This is a genomic window from Labilibacter marinus, from assembly GCF_001659685.2.
Lineage (GTDB): Bacteria > Bacteroidota > Bacteroidia > Bacteroidales > Marinilabiliaceae > Saccharicrinis > Saccharicrinis marinus.
In genome coordinates this window covers 15242-37489 of the sequence record NZ_LXYE02000039.1, presented here as the reverse complement: position 1 = coordinate 37489, position 22248 = coordinate 15242, and the positions used below count along the sequence as shown (strand labels likewise).

Sequence of the window (22248 nt, the reverse complement as noted above, 5' to 3'; positions counted from 1 at the left end):
TCTAGAATAATCCGTTTACATGCGTATCTACCTTATCAATGATAGAGCTTAAATCAGATTTATTTTTGATAAAGTTATATTCATCTACATTAATGATTAATAACTTGCCTTGCGAATACTGTTCAACCCAAGCTTCGTAACGCTCATTTAGTCGTTTCAAATAATCTAAGCGTATACTGCTTTCGTAATCCCTTCCTCTACTCTGAATTTGCTCCACCAACTTAGGCACAGAAGCACGTAAATAAATTAATAAATCAGGTGCTTTAACCAGACTGCTCATTAATTCAAAAAGAGAAGTGTAATTATCGAAATCGCGCTTACTCATCAAACCCATATCATATAAATTGGGTGCAAAAATATACGCATCCTCGTAAATAGTTCTATCCTGAATAACCGTTTTACCCATTTTATGAATCTCATTGACTTGAGAGAAACGGCTATTTAAAAAGAATATTTGCAAGTTGAATGCCCAACGCTGCATGTCCTCATAAAAATCAGCCAGATATGGATTATCATCTACCTCCTCGTAATGAGAATCCCAACCATAATGTTTTGATAACAATGTAGTAAGCGTAGTCTTTCCTGACCCTATATTTCCAGCTATTGCGATATGCATGTTGTGTGTTTTAGTTGATTGTTAATTCGCTCAAAAGTATAAAAAATACAAACCTTAAAGCACCAAATTTGTCATGCTCCTATAATTTTTGATTGATGGCTACTAATTCCTCCATCAAATCTCGATTATTAGAGAGGCGCGGTACTTTATTTTGTCCACCCAGTTTATTGTGCTTCTTCAACCAGTCAAAGAATAGGTTTTTTCGAGCTACATCAATCTTCGGAGACTCAAGGGTAATGTTCTTATATCTCTTTGCCTCATAATCTGAGTTAACAGCCTGTAGTTTATTATCGAGCTCAATAGAAAACTTGGCCAAATCGTTAGGCTCTTTTTCAAACTCAATCATCCACTGATGTTTTCCCTTTTCCTCGGTACTCATATACATAGGAGCTGCTGTGTATTCTTTAATGATAGCGCCGGTTTGTTTACAAGCATGATCAATGGCTTTATTAGAATTATCTACAATTAACTCTTCACCAAAGGCGTTGATAAAATGCTTGGTTCTACCTGTAATTAAAATTTTATGTGGACGCGTTGAAGTAAATTGTACTGTATCTCCCACCACATAACGCCATAAACCACCGTTAGTAGAAATTACAATGGCATAATTGGTATTCAGCTCCACCTCATCAATGGTTAATGCTTTAGGATAATCCTTACCCCACTCCTCCATAGGAATGAATTCATAAAAAATTCCATAATCCAACATCAATAACATAGCTGAATCATTCGGGTCGTCCTGAATCGCAAAGAAACCTTCCGAAGCATTATAGGTTTCCATATATCGCATATTATCCGAAGGAATTATTTTTTTATACTGCTCACGATAAGGCCCAAAGTTGATTCCTCCATGAATGAAAAGTTCCAGGTTAGGCCAAATCTCCAGAATATTATCTTTACCCGAAAACTGAAGCATATGTTTTATTAATACCATAAACCAGGATGGCACTCCTGTTAGTGAAGTTACATTTTCGGCCATGGTAGCCTCGGTCATTTTAATTAGTTTCTCCTCCCATTTATCCATTAACGCAATAGATTGGTCGGGTGTGCGAATAAAATTAACCCAAAAAGGTAAGTTACCAATAAGAATAGCAGATAAGTCGCCGTAAAAAGAATCTCTGTTATATTGATTTAATTCCTGACTACCTCCCAAGGTTAAACCTTTTCCCGAAAACATTTCGGTATCAGGATAAAGATTATTGTATATAGCCAACACATCCTTTCCTCCTCTAAAATGGCAATCTTCCAAAGCTTCTTTAGATACAGGAATAAACTTACTTTTAGATGAGGTGGTTCCTGAAGACTTCGCAAACCATTTAATTTCGCCTGGCCATAAAACATTTCTATCACCATGCCTTATTTTATCAATCACGGTATCCATCTGCTCATATTTTTGAACAGGCACACGCTCTTGAAAATCTTTGACTCTTTTTATTGACCCAAAATCATAGTATTTCCCTATTTCAGTATCTTTTGCCTTTTTAATCAAATCAAAAAGTTGCTCATACTGAACCTCCTCGGGGTTTGATTTAAAATGGTCAATTTGTGACAATCGTCGAATATTAACCAGGGATATAATAGAATTTAGAATTGGCATAGGGTTTATTTTATGCTTTAAATATAATACTTCCCTTATAAATAAGGTCATCTGAAAAGTAATAAAATAAGGCTTTTTGCTATTTTTAGCAAAAATTAAACTAAAAAGGGAAATGAACTATTTCGACATTGTAATTGGTATCATTCTGGTTATCGCTATTGTAAAAGGTTTTAAAAACGGATTAATAGTTGAATTGGCCTCCTTAGCGGCCTTGGTTTTGGGTGTACTTGGAGCCATTAAATTTTCCAATTTTACCGAAAGCTGGCTTACTCAGCATTTTAATAGCGACTACATAGGTATAATTTCTTTTTTAGTCACCTTTATAGGCATTGTAGTTGGCGTTCACCTAATTGCTAAGATGGTGGATAAATTAGTTAAAGCGGTTGCCCTTGGGCTTGTAAACCGAATACTAGGTGCTGCCTTTTCCTTTATTAAATACGGATTTATTTTAAGCATTCTGTTATCGGTATTTACTTCATTTGATAAAACTTTTGACGTTTTACCACAAGAAACTCGCGAAAGTTCCATCATTTATGAACCATTAGCTGAGTTCGCACCAAAGGTTTTCCCATATTTAAATTTTGATAAAGAAAATATTATGGATAAAGTGGAAGATGCCACCAAAGCAACTATTTAATTCAAGATAAAGTTTTTGCCAAGCATCCCATACTCTTCTAACTTTATTATCTTTGCGCATCCATAAAATAAACAGCATAAAAAAACATTCAATTATATTACCATGAATTTTGTTGAGGAACTGAAATGGCGTGGCATGATTCACGATATGATGCCTGGAACCGAAGAGCAATTGCAAAAAGAAATGACCACTGCATACGTGGGCATCGACCCTACTGCCGACTCTCTTCATATTGGGCACTTAGTGTCTGTAATGATGCTTAAACACCTTCAAGTATCTGGTCACCGACCAATAGTATTGGTAGGAGGAGCAACAGGAATGATTGGTGACCCTTCTGGAAAATCAGATGAGCGTAACCTACTTGATGAAGCAACACTGCGTCATAACCAAGATTGTTTAAAAGCACAATTAAGCCGCTTTTTAGATTTTGAAAGTGACGAAAAAAACCAAGCTTTAATGGTGAACAATTACGATTGGATGAAGGATTTTTCTTTCCTTGGTTTTATTCGTGATATCGGCAAGCACATCACTGTAAACTACATGATGGCCAAGGATTCTGTAAAAAAGAGAATCAGTGGTGATGGAAATGCAGGGCTTTCTTTTACTGAATTCACCTACCAATTGGTGCAAGGAACCGACTTTTTACATTTATATAAGGAGTTCGATTGTAAGTTACAAATGGGAGGCTCAGACCAGTGGGGAAATATCACAACAGGAACCGAGCTAATTAAAAAAATGAGCGAAGGAGGCAAAGCTTTTGCTATGACTTGCCCATTAATTACCAAAGCCGATGGTGGTAAGTTTGGAAAAACAGAATCGGGTAATATTTGGTTAGATCCTAAAAGAACAAGTCCGTACAAGTTCTTCCAATTCTGGCTAAACACTTCGGATGCTGATGCAGAGAAATATATTAAAATATTTACGCTGCTTTCGCAAGAAGAAGTAGCTAATTTAGCGAAAGAACATGCAGAGGCTCCTCATGCTCGTGCCCTTCAAAAAAGGTTGGCCGAAGAGGTAACTGTAATGATTCATGGAAGAGAAGCTTACGATGCATCTGTTGAAGCTAGCCAGATACTATTTGGAAAGTCGACCATGGAAGCCCTAAAAGGTATTGATGAAGATACTTTTCTTTCCGTTTTTGAAGGTGTTCCAACTTTTAATATATCTAAGTCGGACATAGAAACAGGCATTGATGTATTAGAATTAATGGCGGTGCAAACGCAAATTTTCCCCTCTAAAGGAGAAGCTCGTAAAACGGTTAAAGGTGGCGGAGTTAGCTTAAATAAAGAAAAAGTGACCTCCGCAGAAACGGTTATTAATGCCGACTACTTGCTTAACGACAAATATTTGTTATTTCAAAAAGGTAAAAAGAACTTTTTTGTAGTAATTGCGGAGTAGTACAATATTCAGATATTATATATTAAAAGCCATTGTTATTTGATTAGCAATGGCTTTTTTGTTTTCTGTATTTTATCATATATTGCGTCGATTTTGCTAATCAATAATTATTAATCAAACCATGAACTACACCCTAACTATTTACTAGAAGCAAAATTGGTGTATTCATGTGAACTCTTTTAACTACTTACACATGAAGACTTTCTTCTCGGCTTTAGCCGTTTTATTTACAGTGAGCACTTTTTCTTTTTCCCAATTAAATGAAGGCAGCATTCACTTAGCTGGTTCATCTGATTTTAGTTTTCTTTCAGTAAATCAAAAAGTAGAATTTGATGGTGAAGACACAGACAATGCTACTAAAACTTCAGAATTAAAACTTAAGCCTTCTATAGGGTACTTTGTAGTTGATAATTTTGCGTTGGGTTTATCAATTGACTACGCTCGAAGTAAAGAAGACAAGGATATAAGTACAAACTATTTAATAGGGCCTTATGCCATTTATTATTTTGGCAACTCTAATGTACGCCCTTTTTTAAGGGGAGATTTTGGATATGGTCAAGTAATTCAGAATTATGATGGTGAAAAACAAAAAGCCAAAGCATTTGGATATGATTTAGGGGGCGGGGTAGCCGTATTCTTAGGAAACCATGTTTCTCTCGATTTTGGAATTGCTTACTTTAATTCAACCACAACTTATGATGAGCTACAATTAAACTATTATTCCGAAGGAAGTGAGGTTAAACTTATAACTGATGGATTTGGTGTTACAGGCGGTATTTCGGTCTACCTATAGATTACGCAAACACTCTAATTAGCTACATTAATAGTCAATTATTTCTTTTAAAAGGCATGATTACTTAGATGAATGGTTTTATAACAGATATGCTTCTAATTATAGTTTTCTTACATTCGCCTATCAAATATTTAAACGCATTATTTAACCTTAAAAACAAAACAATGAAAAAATTATTATTTGTAGTAGCACTTATTGCTGCTGTAGTCACAACATCGAACGCTCAAGGATGGAAATATGGTGGTGGTTTAACACTTGGTACAGAAGTATCAATTGATGATGACCTAAGTGGAAAATTAGGATTTGGTCTAAACTTAAGAGGCGATTATTCTTTTAACGAAAAGTGGTCGATTGCACCTGGTTTTACTTTCTTCTTCCCAAGCGCTCCTGGCGATTTAAAATATACTTTATGGCAACTAAACACAGACGCTCATTATAATTTTCTAAGTGAGGAAACATATAGTTTATATGGTTTGGGAGGTTTGAATTATACGTATGCAAAAGTTGAGGATTTCGACGATAGCGAAGTTGGTTTAAACATTGGTGCTGGTATAAACTTTGGCTCGAAGTTTTTTGGGGAGCTTAAGTACGATACTGCATTTGATCAATTAGGAATTACAGTAGGTGTTCTTTTCGGAGGAAAATAAAACATACACTAAATTTTACAATATTAAAACCAGCCTAGTGCTGGTTTTTTATGCCATAGAGTTAAGTATCTTATTTAACACACCTTTAACCTAACTGCAACTCTATTGTAACTTATGATTATCTACTTTTGTTTCATAAGTGCTTCTGTAATCCGCCATTAATCATGGCATTATATTTGATTATCGAATGCATATTTTTAATTAATCTTAACAAAATAAATTATGAAACGATTATTATTGATCGCTGTTGTATTAACAGCTACTAGTACTATGTTTGCTCAGTTTAAACTAGGTGGTGGTTTAACTTTAGGAAACCAAATTTCGGCTAATCAAAATATTGGTGGCGGTTTAAACGTAAGAGCGAATTACTCCTTTAATGAGAGAATTACATTATCTACTGGTTATACCTACATTATTCCTAGCTATACAAGTAATAATAGATACACCTCGTGGCAAATAAACGGCGATATACACTACAATTACCTGGTAAAAGAAAAATATAGTCTATATGGCTTAGCAGGTATTAACTATAATGAACAAAAAATGACAGCTCAAAATTATTCTTATTCCTATGACCCTACGAATGGAACTACTTATGGGAATAATAGTACTACGGAAGGGTTGGCAGGAATCAATTTAGGCCTTGGAGCTACTTATAAAAAGTATTTTGGAGAGATTAAGTATGACGCTGGTTATGATCAGGTGGCACTTACGATGGGCTTTATTTTTTAATACGAAATGTAATATATTTTAAACCGGCTCAATGCCGGTTTTTTTATGCTTATTATTCTATTATTTTTACAGCAAAAAGAAAATGCGCCTAATCATTATTATAGGATTACTTTTTATTGGAGTTCAATTATTCTCTCAGAAAACAGGTATTATATTCTATAACCAAGTAGAAGGAAAATCGATACCTTTTATCAAAGGATCGATGATTGTTGTGGAGTACCAAGGCTACCTAAAACAAATGGAGCTATATACTAACAACATAATAGAAGTAAATGATAGTACTGTATTGATTGGCAAAGCACGCTTGTTTGCTGCTCCTACACAGGTAAAAGAAATTCGCATAGAAGATATTAAAGGATTTCGGAAAATATCGGCTGGATCGCTATTGCTAAAAACTACTTTAACCGTTGGTGCCACCTTAGGTGCATACTACGCCATGCGTAACTATGCCGATCAACTAAGTAGTACTGAGGAAATACTCTACTCTACCGCTATTGGATTGGCCACCAATATTTCGTTGAATAAAATATTTCCGGATAAAAAAGTAAAGTATAAAATGAAAGATGGTTGGAAAGTGTTTGTGCGGTAATGAGCGAAGCACTGATTGCTGAGGGTCACCAACAGAAAACAGCTACAGTTATAGCAATTTTAACTTGCCATTGATAACCACAGCATCTAACTTCATGTTTATAGCTGAGCTAATGGCTCCTTCTGGCTTGTGAACAATGGGTTCTCCCCTTTTATTAAACGAAGTGTTTATGATGGCTTTAATACCAAAGTTATTATCTAACTCCTGCAATAGCGCAAACATAAATGGGTTTTGCTTTTCGTTACGCATCGTTTGTATTCTTGCCGAACCTCCAATGTGCACTACCCCTTCAATCTCGCCTTTTTTATCCGATTGAATAGCAAAGTCAAGTAGCATATGATCGCTCAGATGATGTATTTCCGATTTTCCAGTATAATATTTAGCATTCTCCTCCAACATCAAAGGTGCTACTGGTCGGTACCATTCTCTACCTTTATGAAAAACACTGACCTTATTGGCAAGTTCTTTACTGTCTGCCTTAGCAACAATACTTCTATTACCTAAAGCTCTCGGACCAATTTCGCCAAAACCATTGCAAATACCAATCACTTTATCCTGACTTATTAATTTAGCTACTTCACTAATCTCCTGAGGGTCAATGACCGTTTCGTTGTTTAATTGCCAATTATTTAAATAAGCAGAATGAACATCTAACTTTCCATGTTTTTGCCACTCAATAAAGGCAGCCGCTCCTAAAGACAAACCACTATCCTCGGTACAAGGCGGAATAAAAACATCTTTAAATAACTGTGTTTTTAAAATGGCGTTATTAGCCACAATATTTAATGCAGAACCACCTGCATAATATAGATAATCGGCCTTTATTTTCTTCTGTAAACTTTCTAACTCCAGTAAAAAGTCACGAATAAATATATGCTGTAAAGTAGCCACTATATCCTGAAGAAAAGGATCACCAGTAATCAACTGATTTGCTTTCCAGTCGAATTTTTCTTTGGCTTTTTTATAGAACGTTCCTTTTTTACCCCAACAATCACTAAAAAAGTTATTCTCCTTTAGCCACGATTCCATTTCGGCGGAATAATTGCCATAAGAAGCCAAACCCATCATCTTACCAGGAACCGAATTTTGATGTTCGTATTTAGCACCAATAATGGCAAATACCAAGGCGTTGGCATTAAAAAAGGAAGACAAATATTTTAGTTTCCAATGATAGGTGATATTTTCTAATTTACCATTGCTGTAATGCCAAGCCGAAAAATTAGAAAGACTACCTCCTCCATCAAAATGAATCAATAAGCTATTCTCTTTATACGATCCATAAAAAGGCAAACAACTGGCTACATGGGCCAACTCATGATTAAGGGCATAAGCACTTCGCTGATGATCGAGCCACCAACATCTCCCCAGCTCAGCATTGGGCAATAAATTTTCATTTAAAGGCGCTTCAAAGCGGATTTTTCCACAACTGGAAATAAAGCTTCTTCCTACCACATTATCCACAAATACAATATCATAGTCATCTACCAAAAGCTTTTCATCCTTTAGTAATTGGTATAAAGACTGATGTAATTTATTATCGTGCTTTACCCTGCTTAATCGTTCTAAAGTAAGGTGCTTGATAACCTTACCTTGATTCATTAAAGTTATGGCATGATCATGCACAAAATATGGGGTTTCAGAATCTACTCTGTCCTGAATGGCATAAATAGCTAATGTAGGTTTTGAAGCATCCATTACATTAAAAATTGCCCTACAATAGTTACCACAGCTAAACCTATAAGCAAGGTATTTTGCCAGAATGAAGATCGAATATTATCGATGAGGTGCGCTATCAATATAGATAAGGGCACAGCTAACATTGGCATTAAAGAAAAGTTTAATCCACTGATTAATTCTACACCAATGATATATAATGCACTAAAAATAAATACCTGGTATTGTTTTCGGGTATATATTTTTTTTGTGCCATAAGCTCCAATAACCGAAAAAAGAGCTAGTATAAAAATAAATGCAAGCGTAATTAAATAACCCAAAGACACAGCTGTGTGAGGAAAAACTTCATATATTTTATCCCACGAAAATTGTAAATAACTATTGTATTCGGCTATACTACCCCAAGTAAGTGCATAGCCCAATAAAAATAGCCAAGGCAATACAAGACCGATTAATGCTGCTAAAAATGTTTTAATATTTATTAGCCTAAGAGTAATCATTAAAATAAATACCAACGGAAATAAAAGCGCTACTTTATAACTCACCAAACTACCCACTGATAGCCAGAACGAGGCCAAGAAACACTCCCGCATGGCTTTGCGATAATTATGTCCTTGAAACAAGAATTCTAAACCAATGATTAAGAACAAACAGGCAATCCAGCTAGGATTAAACTGCTGTACTTTAGACACTCCCGCAACCAATAAAATAAAAACAAAACCCAATAAGGCAGTTTGCTTGCTTAGTAATGCATAACGCGAGTTAAATCGAGTAACAAAAAGGGTAATTATAATCGCCAGCACCAGCGAGAAAACAAAACCTAACCATGCCGAATGAGCGGTAAACTTAAATAAGTTCCACAATGGCATGGCATTTTTAAATGAGGCAACATCAACGATAACACCCGCCAACAATGGCTTTATCCAAAATAAAATAATAAGAAGGAGCATAAAGGCATATGCTCCTATCTTGTTATTATGTATCAGTTTTATAATCATATTTGCCGTTTAGCTTTTGGCTATTAGCTGTTAGTTACTAGTCTTGAGTTAAAGCTGAGATTACATCCAACTCTATTTTTAATTTTCTTAATTAATACAAGCAAAATACCACTTTTTTATGTGCTTAATTTTTTCGAGCGAGTACTAACTTATAAATCGAAACCAATGTCTTTACGATAGTATTTACCCTCGTAATTAACGACTTCTGCATTTTTATATGATTTAGCTAAAGCTTCTTTCATATTGGCACCCATACCACTCATGGCAATTACTCTACCTCCATTGGTAACTACTTTCCCATCTTGCAATTTTGTTCCTGCATGAAAAGCAATACCGTCAGAAACTTGATCGAAACCAGTCATCTCTTTGCCTTTTTCATAGGCCTCTGGGTAACCGCCCGACACCATCATTACTGTAGTAACTGTTTGGTCATCAATTTCAATGGTGCAATTTTTTAGATTTTTTGCCGCAGTAGCTTCAAAAAGCTCTAATAAATCACTTTTAATACGAGGCATTACTACCTCTGTCTCTGGATCACCCATACGTACATTGTACTCAATTACATAAGGATCGTTACCAATTTTAATTAATCCAATAAAGATAAATCCTTTGTAAGGGATTTCATCCGATTGCAAACCAGTTACAGTTGGCTGGATAATTCTTCGATGAACTTTTTTCATGAAGTCCTCATCGGCAAAAGGAACTGGGCTAATAGCTCCCATTCCACCTGTATTTAAACCTGTATCTCCTTCGCCAATTCGCTTGTAATCTTTAGCTTCAGGCAGCACCACATAAGCCGAACCATCTGTTAAAACAAAAACAGAACACTCAATACCATCTAAAAATTCTTCGATAACCACTTTTTTACTGGCCTCACCGAATTTACCTTTTAACATGGTTTCTAAATCAGCTTTAGCTTGATCTAAGCTATCGATGATTAACACCCCTTTACCAGCAGCTAAACCATCTGCTTTTAGCACATATGGCGCTTTCATTTCATCTAAAAATGATAAACCTTCTTCCAGATTGTCTAAGGTAACGGCTTTATATTTTGCAGTTGGTATTCCGTAACGGAACATAAAGTCTTTCGAGAACTCTTTACTTCCCTCTAATTGAGCTCCTCTTCTACCAGGTCCAATTACTGGTATGCTTGCTAACTGCGGATCGTTTAAAAAGAAGTTCTTAATTCCTCTAACCAATGGTTCTTCAGGCCCAACTATCAACATGTCTATTTGATTATCGACAGACACCTTTTTTACTGCTTCAAAATCGTTTGGATCAATATCAATATTTGTTCCCATATCCGCAGTACCAGCATTACCTGGGGCTATTAATAATTCTGTAAGCTTTGGGCTTTGCTTTAACTTCCATGCCAATGCATGTTCTCTACCTCCTGAACCTAGTAAAAGTACTTTCATCGTTAGTTTTGTTTGTTAAAAAGTAGTCTCAAATTAATACTGTTAATACTTATAATCAACCCTTTTTAGCATTCTTTTATCTTTATTTTATTACTCTTGTTATATATCCTTTTTGGGCTATTAGCTCCAATGTTTTTGGAAAAGCATATTTCATTCTCTGCTCTGCTTTAAGCGAATCGTGAAACACAATGATAGAACCTGGTCTAATATGATTTTCTATGTTTTTGTAAACCTGCTCTCCACTTAGCTTTGTATCATAATCCTTACTTAAAATATCCCACATCACCACCTTATCAAACCTACTGCGTAATGGTTTTATATCCCACGGATAAAGCTGCCCATATGGTGGCCTGAATATTTTTGAGTGGATTACTTGATCCGCTAAATCAATATTTTCGAAGTAACTGCTTCGCTCCGTATTCCATGCTTTTAAATGGTTATAGGTATGATTGCCTACTGCGTGCCCTCGGTTTATTACTTCCTTAAAAATAGCGGGGTGTTTATGAACGTTTTCACCAACACAAAAAAAAGTAAGCTTGGCATTCCACTTATCTGCTTCATCCAATACCCAAGGTGTTATTTCAGGAATGGGGCCATCATCGAAAGTAACATATACATCTTTACTTTGATGATTAAGCCGCCAAGTAGCACCTGGCAGCATAAGCCTTCCTACAAACGGAGGACGAACCATTAGTTAGTCCCGAAACCTTTCATCAAGCTCTTTTCTTTACTCACCTCTTGCCCCGTTAACTTCTTTAACATATCTGTACGATTATACTTTATCATTAACTGGTTAACCTCGCTCTGGAACATGATACTTTGACGGTAATTATACTCTAACCTTTGTTTTTCTTGAGCTGATAAACCTTGGTAATAACGAATAATCTCAGAACTTCGGCGTGCAATACTTTCAAGCAGTTGATCACCTTCTAACACTTTACCTTCCATATAAAAACCTTCAGCCGCAAAAATAGATAGCATGTTATCTGGCAATACTCCTGCAGGAACTTTTGCAAGATATGCACTTAACTGCTCTCTTACTTTCTCGCGATCCATTCTAACAGACATATTAGCTAACTCCGTATAAATAGCTAAGCTACGTTGAAAATCATCACCTACATTATTTTGTTTTGTAGGAGGTAACGAAGTAAAGAAATCAATATCCTGATAAGTCTGCTTACCAAAAGTCGTCATGATATTATCGGCCTTTTCTTCCTGTCCAGCTTTATAATATCCTTCCGCTAAAAAGATAGAGAAGTAGTTATGCGGAACTCTATCCACAGGCAACTTAGTCAAAGCCATATCCAATATATTCACAGCTTTCTCTTCTTTTCCTTCATCTAATAATGAATTAGCTAAACGCGACATATTATTACGGATATTCATAGCCATACGCTGATGATTCTCGTCTAAGTATACATTCGGATCATCGAATCCTCCCCAACGGAATTTGTTCTTGAACTTATCGTACATTTTATCCGCAGCCACTCTACCAAACTGACCTTCGTTAGATCTTGTTTTAATAGGCACTACCTTATAAGCAAATCCTTCCAATTGGAAATAATCCTCCAAGCTGGCATAATTATCTTGTCCTACTGTTACCGCAAAGTAAATAGGTCGCTTCCAATCGTTATTCGAAAGCATATCTAAAATCATTAATTCATTTTTTAAGATATACTCCTTATTTAGGTCTAACTCTATTTCTGGAACAATTAAATGTGCATCCTCTTCACTTACTATCCCTTTTTGAATAATCCTTAAACTATCTGCAGGAATGCTAAATGATTTAGCTGGTAAATGCTCAATTCGTCCTGGGTAACCTGGTATTTCTTTTGTTTTAGGATTATCACTCGCTAAAAACTTAATCGCTTCTTTTAAATCCACACGGTCTTTAAAACGAGGTAGTAAATGCACTACATCTCTGGTACCTGTAACATACTGGTCATGCGTTAATGAGAATGGTAATGGATCAGAATCATAAGCTTTACGTCCCATTTGATCGATATACCAATCGGTTTGTAAATAACTTAGGTTACAAACTCTTACATCTGGTCGATAACCTTCTACCTCTTGAGCATACCAAAGCGGGAAAGTATCATTATCACCATTGGTAAAAATAATGGCATTTTCGTCGCAAGTATCTAAATAATTAAAGGCTAAATCGCGTGCTACATTTCTTCCTGCACGGTTATGATCATCCCAGTTTTCTGAAAGTAAGATTCCTGGCACCAATACTAAGGCTACAACTGTGGCAATTATAGAAGATGCTCCTCCTGGCAAGAACCTACGCAACCCTTCAACCAATCCAAGCACCCCTAAACCAATCCAGATGGCAAAAGCATAGAACGAACCTGCATAGGCATAATCTCGCTCACGAGGTTGTAACGGTGTTTGATTTAGATACAGAACAATAGCCAAACCTGTTAAAAAGAATAACAACATCACAATCCAAAATCCTTGTTTTCCTTTTTTACCTGCGCTATATTGAAAGAACATTCCTACAAGGCCCAAAATTAACGGCAATAAATAGTATTTATTACGAGCGGGATTATTTTTGTAGATATCTGGTAATTTCGATTGATCTCCTAATCGGGAATTATCCAAGAAAGAGATTCCTGAAATCCAGTTTCCTTTGTGTACTTCACCATTTCCTTGAATGTCATTCTGACGTCCAGCAAAGTTCCACATGAAATACCTAAAATACATATGTATCACCTGATAATTCCAGAAGTAACTTATGTTCTGTCCGAAACTAGGCAAGGTTAAACTTTTGGTTTCTCCTGTTTCAGGATCGGGAATTTGAACGGTAGAACCTTTAGGTTCACCTCCTGCCCAATATTTATATTGAGATATATGACGCCCTTCTCTACTGTACATCCTAGGAAATACAGTAGTGGTGTTACTATCAAACACATAGTTCGGTTTGTGATCAACCGTTTTGTATTCTGTATCTGTTTTAATTCTTATCGGAGCCCCTTCTTTATCATTGGACTTCTTTCTATCCAATGGCGAGTTGTAATACTGACCGGAAAATAAAGGGCGATCGCCATACTGCTCACGATTCAAATAACTCATCATTGAAAATACATCCTCTGGTGAGTTTTGATCCATGGTTGGATTGGCATAAGATCGAATTACAATCATTGCGAAAGAAGAATAGCCAATTAAAATAACAGTTACTCCTAATAAAATGGTATTTAAAATAACCTTTTGATTTTTCTGGGTGTACCAAATTCCGAATATTAATCCACCCATTAATAAGATGAAATAAACGGCAATACCCGTATTAAACGGCGCTCCAAAACCATTAACAAATGCTAATTCGAACCAGCTGGCAATTTTCACAGTGTAAGGAATAATTCCATAAAGGATACCTACTAATAACACGGCTGATATTCCTAGCGCCTTAGCCAACCCTTCTTTGTTGACTTCAAATTTTTTGAAGTAATACACCAAAACAATAGCAGGAATGGCTAGTAAGTTCAGTAAGTGAACCCCGATAGATAGTCCCATTAAATAGGCAATCAGGATTAACCAACGGTTGGCATATTTATCATCAGCAACATCTTCCCATTTTAAAATGGCCCAAAAAACTACGGCTGTAAATAACGAAGACATAGCGTAAACCTCACCCTCAACAGCTGAAAACCAGAATGTATCTGAAAAAGTATAAGCCAAAGCTCCTACAAAACCAGCTCCTAATACAGCCCACGATCTCCAAGCCTCATCCTTTTCATTCATGAAAATTCGACGTCCTAAGTGAGTGATGGTCCAGAATAAGAATAAGATAGTAAAAGCACTGGAAAGACCACTCATCAGGTTAATCATAAAAGCTACTGAACCTGAATCTGGTGCAAATAAAGTAAAGAATCGACCTAGAATCATAAATACAGGTGCCCCTGGAGGGTGCCCAACCAATAATTTATATGAGGTTGAAATAAATTCTCCACAATCCCAAAAACTGGCCGTTGGTTCAAGTGTCAAGGTGTAAACTACAGCTGCAATGGTAAAAGATAACCATCCTAGCAAATTATTGAGCAGTTTATGATTCTTCATATTTAGTCTCTTAGCTTCTGAATATCAGATTAATATTTTAATGTTTTAGGTTCAGCTTTTTGAACTCCGATGCCAAAAATAAGTAATTTTTATCAAACCCATTTTTATTGTTGAATAATGTTTCGGGTTTAACTTGATTTTAACGCATTAATCATAAAAAAATAAACCGTAAAACGCTTAATAATTAATAAGCGATTGGATATAATTAGCCATATCATTAGCTTCTATTTCTATGGCTAATTTATTTAACTGGGTTAAAAAAGCCTGCTCTTCATTAGCATAAGCTGACATGTTATTCCCCAAGTTACTTTCCGAATCTAAATAAAAATTCAAGTTTTGAATAGAAATTTCACTCACTCTATCTAAACACCTTAAGGCCTTTTCATTTAACCCACACTTATACAAAGTTTCAATCCATATTAAAGATTGTTTATAAGATGTATTAATTAACATCATTTCTAATGCATAGTATTTGTTCAGCAAGGCTTTGGCTTTGGCTAACTCACCTACTTCAATAAATAAATTGGCTAATTGCAAACTAGCTGTATGCAATCGAGTAAGCTTCCAAGCATTATCTCCACTTTCATCCCACCAACTATTTTGCGGAATAGCAATATTTATTTTATGCATTAAAAGTTCATACAGTTGCCCTTCATCCAACAAAGGTTTACTACCTATTAACTTAGAAACCATTCCTTGGGTTTGCAGATACTGTTCAAATCCTAGCATAGCTGATTTTGGTGTTCCATTGGCAAAATAAATAGGGCGATTCTCATGATTAGAACTAACTAAATCCAAAAATGCTATTTCACCTTTCATCAAATAGGATTTATTGATATGGATGCGTATCGTAGAATCACCATTTAGTACTAAAGATTTTTGAGGAATAAAATCTACGTTACTCCCTCCTCGGGTTTGCAACTGAGTCTCTTCGCTATTATCTCCTACAAAACTAAGCACACCGCTCATACTTGTCAATGCTATATCTTTTTCCACAACGGCTGCATAATCTAAATCACCTTTTATGTATCGCTTAAGCGGAATTGTATACTTTAAAGGTTTACTCCCCTCTTGAGCCAACGTTTGCTGCTGCACATACCAATCAGCAGATAGAAGTCCTAAATTTATTACTCGTATATCTTGCCTAAACTCTTCTACCTCCTGAATATACCATAACGGATACGTGTCGTTATCTCCATAAGTAAACAAAATGGAATTAAGTTCACAGCTATTTAAATAAGATTTCGCTAGATCCGACGCTAAAGTTCGATCACTACGGTTATGGTCGTTAAAATTGTTTGCAAACAAAATACCTGGCAAGCCTAATGCTAGTATTAAAGCCACCAAGAGTGTTGTCAATCGAGAACTTGAAGATTGCATTACCTTGTTAAGCACTGCCCAAATAGCAAGCCCAATAAACATACAGAATGCATAAAAACTGCCCACAAAAACATAATCTCGCTCACGTGGTTCCATGGGTGGTTGGTTTAAATAAAATGCAATTGCAATTCCTGTAATCACAAATAAAGAACCTAATAAAACCAATAGGTCCCATTGTTTCATACGGACTAAAAATAGAATTCCTAGAAGACCAAAAATAAGTGGTAACATAAAGTATTTATTACTACCTCTACTGATCAGTTCTTTGGCATGCTTATAGTTTCTACTGCCCAATGAATACTTATCTAAAAATGAGAAGCCTGTGGTAAAGTTTCCACCTAAAAAATCGCCATGACCTTGGTAATGGTTTTGTCGCCCAGAAAAATTCCACATAAAATATCTGAAATACATATGTCCCAATTGGTATTTAAAAAGGTAATCAAGCTGATGTCCAAAACTCGGTTTCTCCCCAGCTTCCAGCTGAGACCAATATCGATAACCATTGATATGATGTTCTTGAGAACTATACATACGTTGGAGCCATGCGACATCCTCATCTTTGTATACCACCTCACCACCTTTATCATAGCTCTCATATTGATTATCTTCATTTAGGCGATAACTAGATTTGGGCTCATAACTGATACGTTCAGCCCCAAACCATGCACCTCTTAATAAAGGCCGTTGCCCATACTGGTCTCTGTTTAAAAACGATTCTAATGAAAATACTTGCGATGGATTATTTAAGTTGATTCCTGGTTGAGCATTAGCACGTATTATCACCATTGCATAAGAAGAAACACCTATAGTAAACAACAAAGTAGCTACTAAAGCAAAGTTCAATAACTGCGCCCTTTTATGCGTCAAATAAATACCCGCAACTAAAAGAGTAATTAAAGTAAAAACGTAAAACACCAAGCCCGAATGAACAGGCCAATTAAAGGTGTTTACAAATAGTAATTCTACATATTTAGCTAACCATAAGCCATTTTGAATAACAAGGAATTGAACTAGTACCAGAACAATAAAACCTAAGGCTAAACCAATCCATTGTCTATGCTTCTGCTCCCTTTTTATATGGATATAAACCCAATAGGTAACCACAGGGATACACAGCAGGTTTAATAGATGAACACCAACCGACACGCCCAAACAAAAGGCAATCAACAACAAATATCTATGGGAGGAAGTACTAGAATACTCTAACTCCCATTTTAAAACAGCCCAAACTGTAAATGCCGTAAAAAATAAAGAGAGTGCATACACTTCGGCTTCAACCGCAGAAAACCAGAACGAATCTGTAAAAGCAAAACTTAAAGAAGCAATAATCGCCGCTATATGGTTAATGATATTCTTGCTATCCTTATTTATTTTTTGAAATATGATGATCAGACTCCCATACAACAAACAAACCGTTAATGCCGAGGCAAAGGCTGAAAAGAGATTGATGCAATAAGCTACATTCTGCGGTACTGCAGAAAAAGACAATGCTCTTGACATCATTAAATAAAATGGAGCTCCTGGTGCATGCCCCACCTCTAACTTATTGGCACAAGCAATAAATTCACCGCAATCCCAAAAGCTAACTGTTGGTGATAAGGTTAAATTATATACCAAAAAGCTAAGAATAAAAACAAAAGATCCACCTATCATATTAGGTGACTTTAAAAGAGAAGATGACTGATGCATATATGTAAAATGTCTTTGCAAGCAAGTATAATATATTTAGATGAAATGAATGCAATGTTCCTGACTTTTTAAATATTACAACCATTTTAACTGATTAATCTCAAGAAAATGATTGTTTTCACATATATCCCGTCAGACAAAGTTTTAAAATGTCCATATATTTTGCTCTTTCACTTCATATCAAGGAGACTTCAAAAAAAAATAAAAATATTCCATTTCAGTCTGCCAAGCCAATAAGAACAAGGCTTTCAATAAAATACAGATATCTAAAATAACCTCTCACATTGCGCATTCAATTTTTTTTCGAAAAATATTTAAAAAATATTTGCGCGTATTAAAAAATGCCGTATATTTGCATCGCTTTTAAAACAAAAGCCAATAGGGATTGTCCCATGGTGTAATTGGCAACACGTCTGTTTTTGGTACAGAAGAGTTTAGGTTCGAAACCTAATGGGACAACAACAAAAAAGCTTGAAATCATACGATTTCAAGCTTTTTTCGTTTATAATAAATTTTCAACTATCCATCTCCTATTAATTTACCATTGCATAGATCTCGTATAAATAATATTCGAATATTTACTCCAGCCTCATTTTAACTTGACTTTGTATCAAAACTGTCATAATTTGCAGCACAAATTCAGGGAACTAATTGTATAAAAAACAGAGATGAAGAGGTTAATTGCTTTAATAGTGTGGTGTGTTTTAATGTCTAATATTGATGCTCAAAATTTTATTGCAGATCATGTTGTAGCAAATGAAGAGGTACTTCGGATAATTCCGAAAGAATTTATTGATAAAGCCAGGAATGAGTTAAAAATTGCCTACCAGCATACTTCGCATGGAACACACGTGAGTAGGGGAATGTTTGGATTACCAGATTACAAACCTGGAGATGATGAACTATTTGCTATCACCAATGATAATCCCCAAGCAGGAAAATTAGAATTTCATGATTATGCATTGGCTGACTATGCGCCTCAAGGAGTTGATGCTGCTGATTTAAGCAGGGAAGAAACCGCTTTCATTCAAACAACTAGAAATTATTTGGACGCTCCTGAAAATGCAGAGATTAATGTAGTTATGTGGTCTTGGTGTGATATTAAAGGCCATAACGCAACTGGCAATTACCTACCAGGAATGCAAAGTTTAATTGATGAATATGGGGAAGGAGGAAGTAAAATTGGTACAGGCGAAGGAAAAACAAGAGTAGTTCCTGTTCATTTTATTTTTATGACGGGACATGCCAATAGAGATGATAATATTGGTGACGGAAAACCGAAAAATCAAGCAGATTTGATTAATAACTACTGCATTGAGAATGAATATTTTTGTTTGGATTATTACGCGATTGATTCACATGATATGACCTCCGCTTACTGGGATGATGCTGGAGATGATGGGAACTCGACTAATTATGGAGGAACAGAAAAGTTTTACCAAGATTATGAGGATTCTAAAAGTATTGGAGATGGTTTTTATGAAAATAAGCGTGAACCAAATGGTATGATAAGTCGAGGATCTCATACAACCCAACATATTACTTCGAACCGTAAGGCCTATGCCATGTGGTGGATTTTAACCAGAATTGCTGGTTGGGATGGTTTAGCGAATAGCGATATTGCCGTAAATGAAGTTAAGATGGACGATTTAGCTTATTTTGATCATCTTAACAAAAGGCTTATAATTAAAGATCAGGAAGGCACGATTGGCTGTTATTGTAAATTATACGACCTAGAAGGTAAACTCGTTAAGAGTGATATTATTGATGGTACAATTTTTTCAATGAGTGATATAACTGCAGGTGCCTATGTGATGGTACTAGAATCGGATAATCTTAAAACTTCAAAAAAAATTGTGATACAGTAGATTAAAATTACTAAAAAAACAAAAGCCATTCAGAATTCATCTGAATGGCTTTTGTTTTTTAGTCTTTCTTATTCTCTCCTAGAGGCGTTGCTGGTTTAGGGTCTCTGAAAACTATTGCGGTTTGAAAACAATCTGTGGTTATTACTGAGCTTGTTTTAGTGTTGGGTTTAACCAAGTGGTTTGCTTCTTTATATGGTGAGTTGGTTTTGTTTAAATTAAATGAGTGAATAGAGTGCTCATTAGTGACTGCATAAAACTGCTCAATACCTTTTTTATAGTTGTTATAATCGTGGGTTATTTTAAGGTTATAGTACAGTTTATTTTTAGAACGGAATAACTTAAGCACGCCAGGAATAAAATGGTCAGGTATCATTCTTTCGCCATAAATATAAAATAATGCAATAGAATATACCTGCTTTTGGCTTTCGTTTTTTATTCTGGAAGCAAGCCAATCAACGTCACTTTCTTTGGCTTGGTACCCATGATTTCTCCCAAATAAACCCATCATCTTTTCACTGGATAGCGTATAATGACATGTCAGTTTTTTATAATTCTCAAATATCAAACTATCTCTGGTTTGATCCCAATTAGAGGATTGCAAACAGGAATAATAGTTAATAAGGTTTTGAGTGCAATACTCATGTATAAATGCATCTTCTATAGAAAACTTACTGGTGTTTGTTTTAAGAATATGCTGCGCATATGAAGCTTGCTCATCATTTACTTTATTCTGTTTTTTATCTCCAATAGGAAAATCACATGTTAGGTCATATTTGCGGCGAATAGCGGCAATAGTATCTATGTTTGATTGTACTGAGAATGCTACATCAACACCTATAAAACGTAATTTGTTTTTGTAATTTTTATTAAGGTGATATATAGCTTTGTAATAATTGTAATTTTCTTTAGTCCAAGCGAATAGACCCTTACCAGTATCTATGTATTTCTTAAGAAAAACAGTATCCCCTGTAGATAGAAAATAGTTTAAATTGTGAGCAGCCATCAAATCACCTTCGAGCATAATGTATGAGAAATCTGATTTTTCTTTTAGCTCTTTTAAAAGTTGTAATGCTATTTGATGATTGGCATTGTATCCATGATCTTCATTAATAAAGAAATATTGATTACGCTCAACGTCAGCCTTTTTAAGCAATTCGCAGGAAGGATCAAAATTCAGCTTAACCTCATTCAAATAATGAATCCATGTGCTGTCTTGTTTCTTTTTAGCATTGGAGTTTAGGGTAAATGCAATAAATAAGATTGAAATGCAAATCTTTAGGTTTGTCATTTTGTTAGGTTTTAATATTTCAGTAAAATGTGAATAGTATTTTTAACAAAATAAATGCCAAGTCTTACTATTTCAAGAAAATGGTTAAAGATGAATAAGTTACGAGTTAAGCAAATACTTGCTGTTAATTGTTCTCGTAGGTTCTTAAATATATCTTAATTAATTCGGTAATATCTGAGTTAAAAATGTAGGCTTGCCTGTCTTCTGCCCAAGTACTTTTGGTGGTTTCATATTTACTAATGATTTGTTGGTTACTAAGCTGGTGGTAATCGTATCCCAGACTGATGAAAATGTTTTTAAGCAGGGTGATTGTCTCTCCTTTTGAGGCGGTGTCAAATTTTAGATTGGTCCAACTGTCGGGAGTAGATTGTAGTTTCTTTTTGAGCTTGATAATATTCTGGTAGAAACCCTGATCGTATTCCGACAATTGGTTTTGGCATTTTTCTAGCTGAGCCATATATTGTTCACATACTTCATCGGGATTTACTTCTGCAGTATTGATATGGTCATTTATTCTACGAACTTTCTGCTTCATGGTAGAATCGTTGTATTCTTGAAAGTGTTTGTTCCAGATGTTATCCACATGCGTATTATTTTTACTGTATTTTTTACTGGGAATAAACACCTCAATCAGACCAAAGAACACCGATAGAAATACGGTTAAAAACATATAGCTTTTAATCGACTTTAAAAAGGCAGGTCGTTCTGCATCTTTTTCCTGTTCCTTTGATAGTAAACGATACGAAAGAATAGCTAAGGCCAAAGATATACCTATGGCACCATACTTTAAAAAATCTAAAAACTCCATTTGTAGTTATTTTTCACTAGGTTAATCACTAAAAATATGGTGCTTTAAAATAACAACACC

General features: G+C 35.3%; 17 protein-coding genes and 1 tRNA gene. 8 read left to right on the top strand and 10 right to left on the bottom strand.

Going from position 1 to position 22248, the window contains the following annotated elements; translation table 11 throughout:
• Position 1: 1 nt before the first annotated feature.
• Complete coding sequence (locus A8L32_RS16545; RefSeq protein WP_075591001.1) at positions 2-616, bottom strand: deoxynucleoside kinase; 615 nt, start codon at positions 614-616, stop codon at positions 2-4.
• Positions 617-695: 79 nt separating this feature from the next.
• Positions 696-2213, bottom strand: a complete 1518-nt coding sequence (locus tag A8L32_RS16540; RefSeq protein ID WP_075591061.1) for a GH3 auxin-responsive promoter family protein — start codon at positions 2211-2213, stop codon at positions 696-698.
• Between the two features lie 112 nt (positions 2214-2325).
• On the opposite strand from A8L32_RS16540, the gene A8L32_RS16535 reads away from it, so the two are divergent.
• The 6 genes from A8L32_RS16535 to A8L32_RS16510 all read left to right on the top strand — a co-directional run bounded on the left by A8L32_RS16535 (position 2326) and on the right by A8L32_RS16510 (position 7009).
• Positions 2326-2850, top strand: a complete 525-nt coding sequence (locus tag A8L32_RS16535) for a CvpA family protein (protein WP_075591000.1) — start codon at positions 2326-2328, stop codon at positions 2848-2850.
• A gap of 102 nt (positions 2851-2952) precedes the next feature.
• On the top strand, positions 2953-4248 hold the full coding sequence (gene tyrS, locus A8L32_RS16530) for a tyrosine--tRNA ligase (RefSeq protein WP_075590999.1): 1296 nt from the start codon (positions 2953-2955) through the stop codon (positions 4246-4248).
• A 193-nt stretch (positions 4249-4441) separates the two neighbouring features.
• Entirely contained in the window at positions 4442-5041 is a 600-nt protein-coding gene (locus A8L32_RS16525) for an outer membrane beta-barrel protein (RefSeq protein WP_075590998.1), read from the top strand.
• A 164-nt stretch (positions 5042-5205) separates the two neighbouring features.
• Complete coding sequence (locus A8L32_RS16520) at positions 5206-5688, top strand: outer membrane beta-barrel protein (protein WP_075591060.1); 483 nt, start codon at positions 5206-5208, stop codon at positions 5686-5688.
• Between the two features lie 222 nt (positions 5689-5910).
• The gene (locus A8L32_RS16515; RefSeq protein WP_075590997.1) at positions 5911-6420 is read left to right on the top strand and encodes an outer membrane beta-barrel protein; all 510 of its coding nucleotides are present in this window, start codon (positions 5911-5913) and stop codon (positions 6418-6420) included.
• Positions 6421-6502: 82 nt separating this feature from the next.
• Positions 6503-7009, top strand: a complete 507-nt coding sequence (locus A8L32_RS16510) for a hypothetical protein (protein WP_143525146.1) — start codon at positions 6503-6505, stop codon at positions 7007-7009.
• Between the two features lie 48 nt (positions 7010-7057).
• Here A8L32_RS16510 and A8L32_RS16505 read toward each other — a convergent pair whose 3' ends face one another.
• The 6 genes from A8L32_RS16505 to A8L32_RS16480 form a co-directional block, all read right to left on the bottom strand.
• Complete coding sequence (locus A8L32_RS16505; RefSeq protein WP_075590995.1) at positions 7058-8704, bottom strand: carbamoyltransferase C-terminal domain-containing protein; 1647 nt, start codon at positions 8702-8704, stop codon at positions 7058-7060.
• Entirely contained in the window at positions 8704-9681 is a 978-nt protein-coding gene (locus A8L32_RS16500; protein ID WP_075590994.1) for a DUF6427 family protein, read from the bottom strand. The genes A8L32_RS16505 and A8L32_RS16500 overlap by 1 nt, the downstream gene beginning before the upstream one ends.
• 149 nt (positions 9682-9830) lie before the next feature.
• Positions 9831-11099: a phosphoribosylamine--glycine ligase gene (purD, locus tag A8L32_RS16495; RefSeq protein WP_075590993.1), complete on the bottom strand. Its 1269-nt coding sequence runs from the start codon at positions 11097-11099 to the stop codon at positions 9831-9833.
• Between the two features lie 82 nt (positions 11100-11181).
• Positions 11182-11790 carry a polysaccharide deacetylase family protein gene (locus tag A8L32_RS16490; protein ID WP_075590992.1) on the bottom strand — a complete coding sequence of 203 codons (609 nt, stop codon included), beginning with the start codon at positions 11788-11790 and terminating at the stop codon, positions 11182-11184.
• Positions 11790-15155 carry a glycosyltransferase family 117 protein gene (locus A8L32_RS16485; RefSeq protein WP_075590991.1) on the bottom strand — a complete coding sequence of 1122 codons (3366 nt, stop codon included), beginning with the start codon at positions 15153-15155 and terminating at the stop codon, positions 11790-11792. The genes A8L32_RS16490 and A8L32_RS16485 overlap by 1 nt, the downstream gene beginning before the upstream one ends.
• Before the next feature lie 177 nt (positions 15156-15332).
• The gene (locus tag A8L32_RS16480; protein WP_075590990.1) at positions 15333-18188 is read right to left on the bottom strand and encodes a glycosyltransferase family 117 protein; all 2856 of its coding nucleotides are present in this window, start codon (positions 18186-18188) and stop codon (positions 15333-15335) included.
• 422 nt (positions 18189-18610) lie between these two features.
• Between A8L32_RS16480 and A8L32_RS16475 the strand changes: the two genes are divergently transcribed.
• Positions 18611-18683 (top strand) — tRNA-Gln (locus tag A8L32_RS16475).
• Between the two features lie 209 nt (positions 18684-18892).
• Positions 18893-20092, top strand: coding sequence for a T9SS type A sorting domain-containing protein (locus A8L32_RS16470; protein ID WP_075590989.1), 1200 nt, complete (start codon positions 18893-18895; stop codon positions 20090-20092).
• A 58-nt stretch (positions 20093-20150) separates the two neighbouring features.
• Here A8L32_RS16470 and A8L32_RS16465 read toward each other — a convergent pair whose 3' ends face one another.
• Positions 20151-21380: a hypothetical protein gene (locus A8L32_RS16465; protein WP_075590988.1), complete on the bottom strand. Its 1230-nt coding sequence runs from the start codon at positions 21378-21380 to the stop codon at positions 20151-20153.
• 124 nt (positions 21381-21504) lie between these two features.
• Positions 21505-22188, bottom strand: a complete 684-nt coding sequence (locus A8L32_RS16460) for a stage II sporulation protein M (RefSeq protein WP_075590987.1) — start codon at positions 22186-22188, stop codon at positions 21505-21507.
• Positions 22189-22248: the final 60 nt, after the last annotated feature.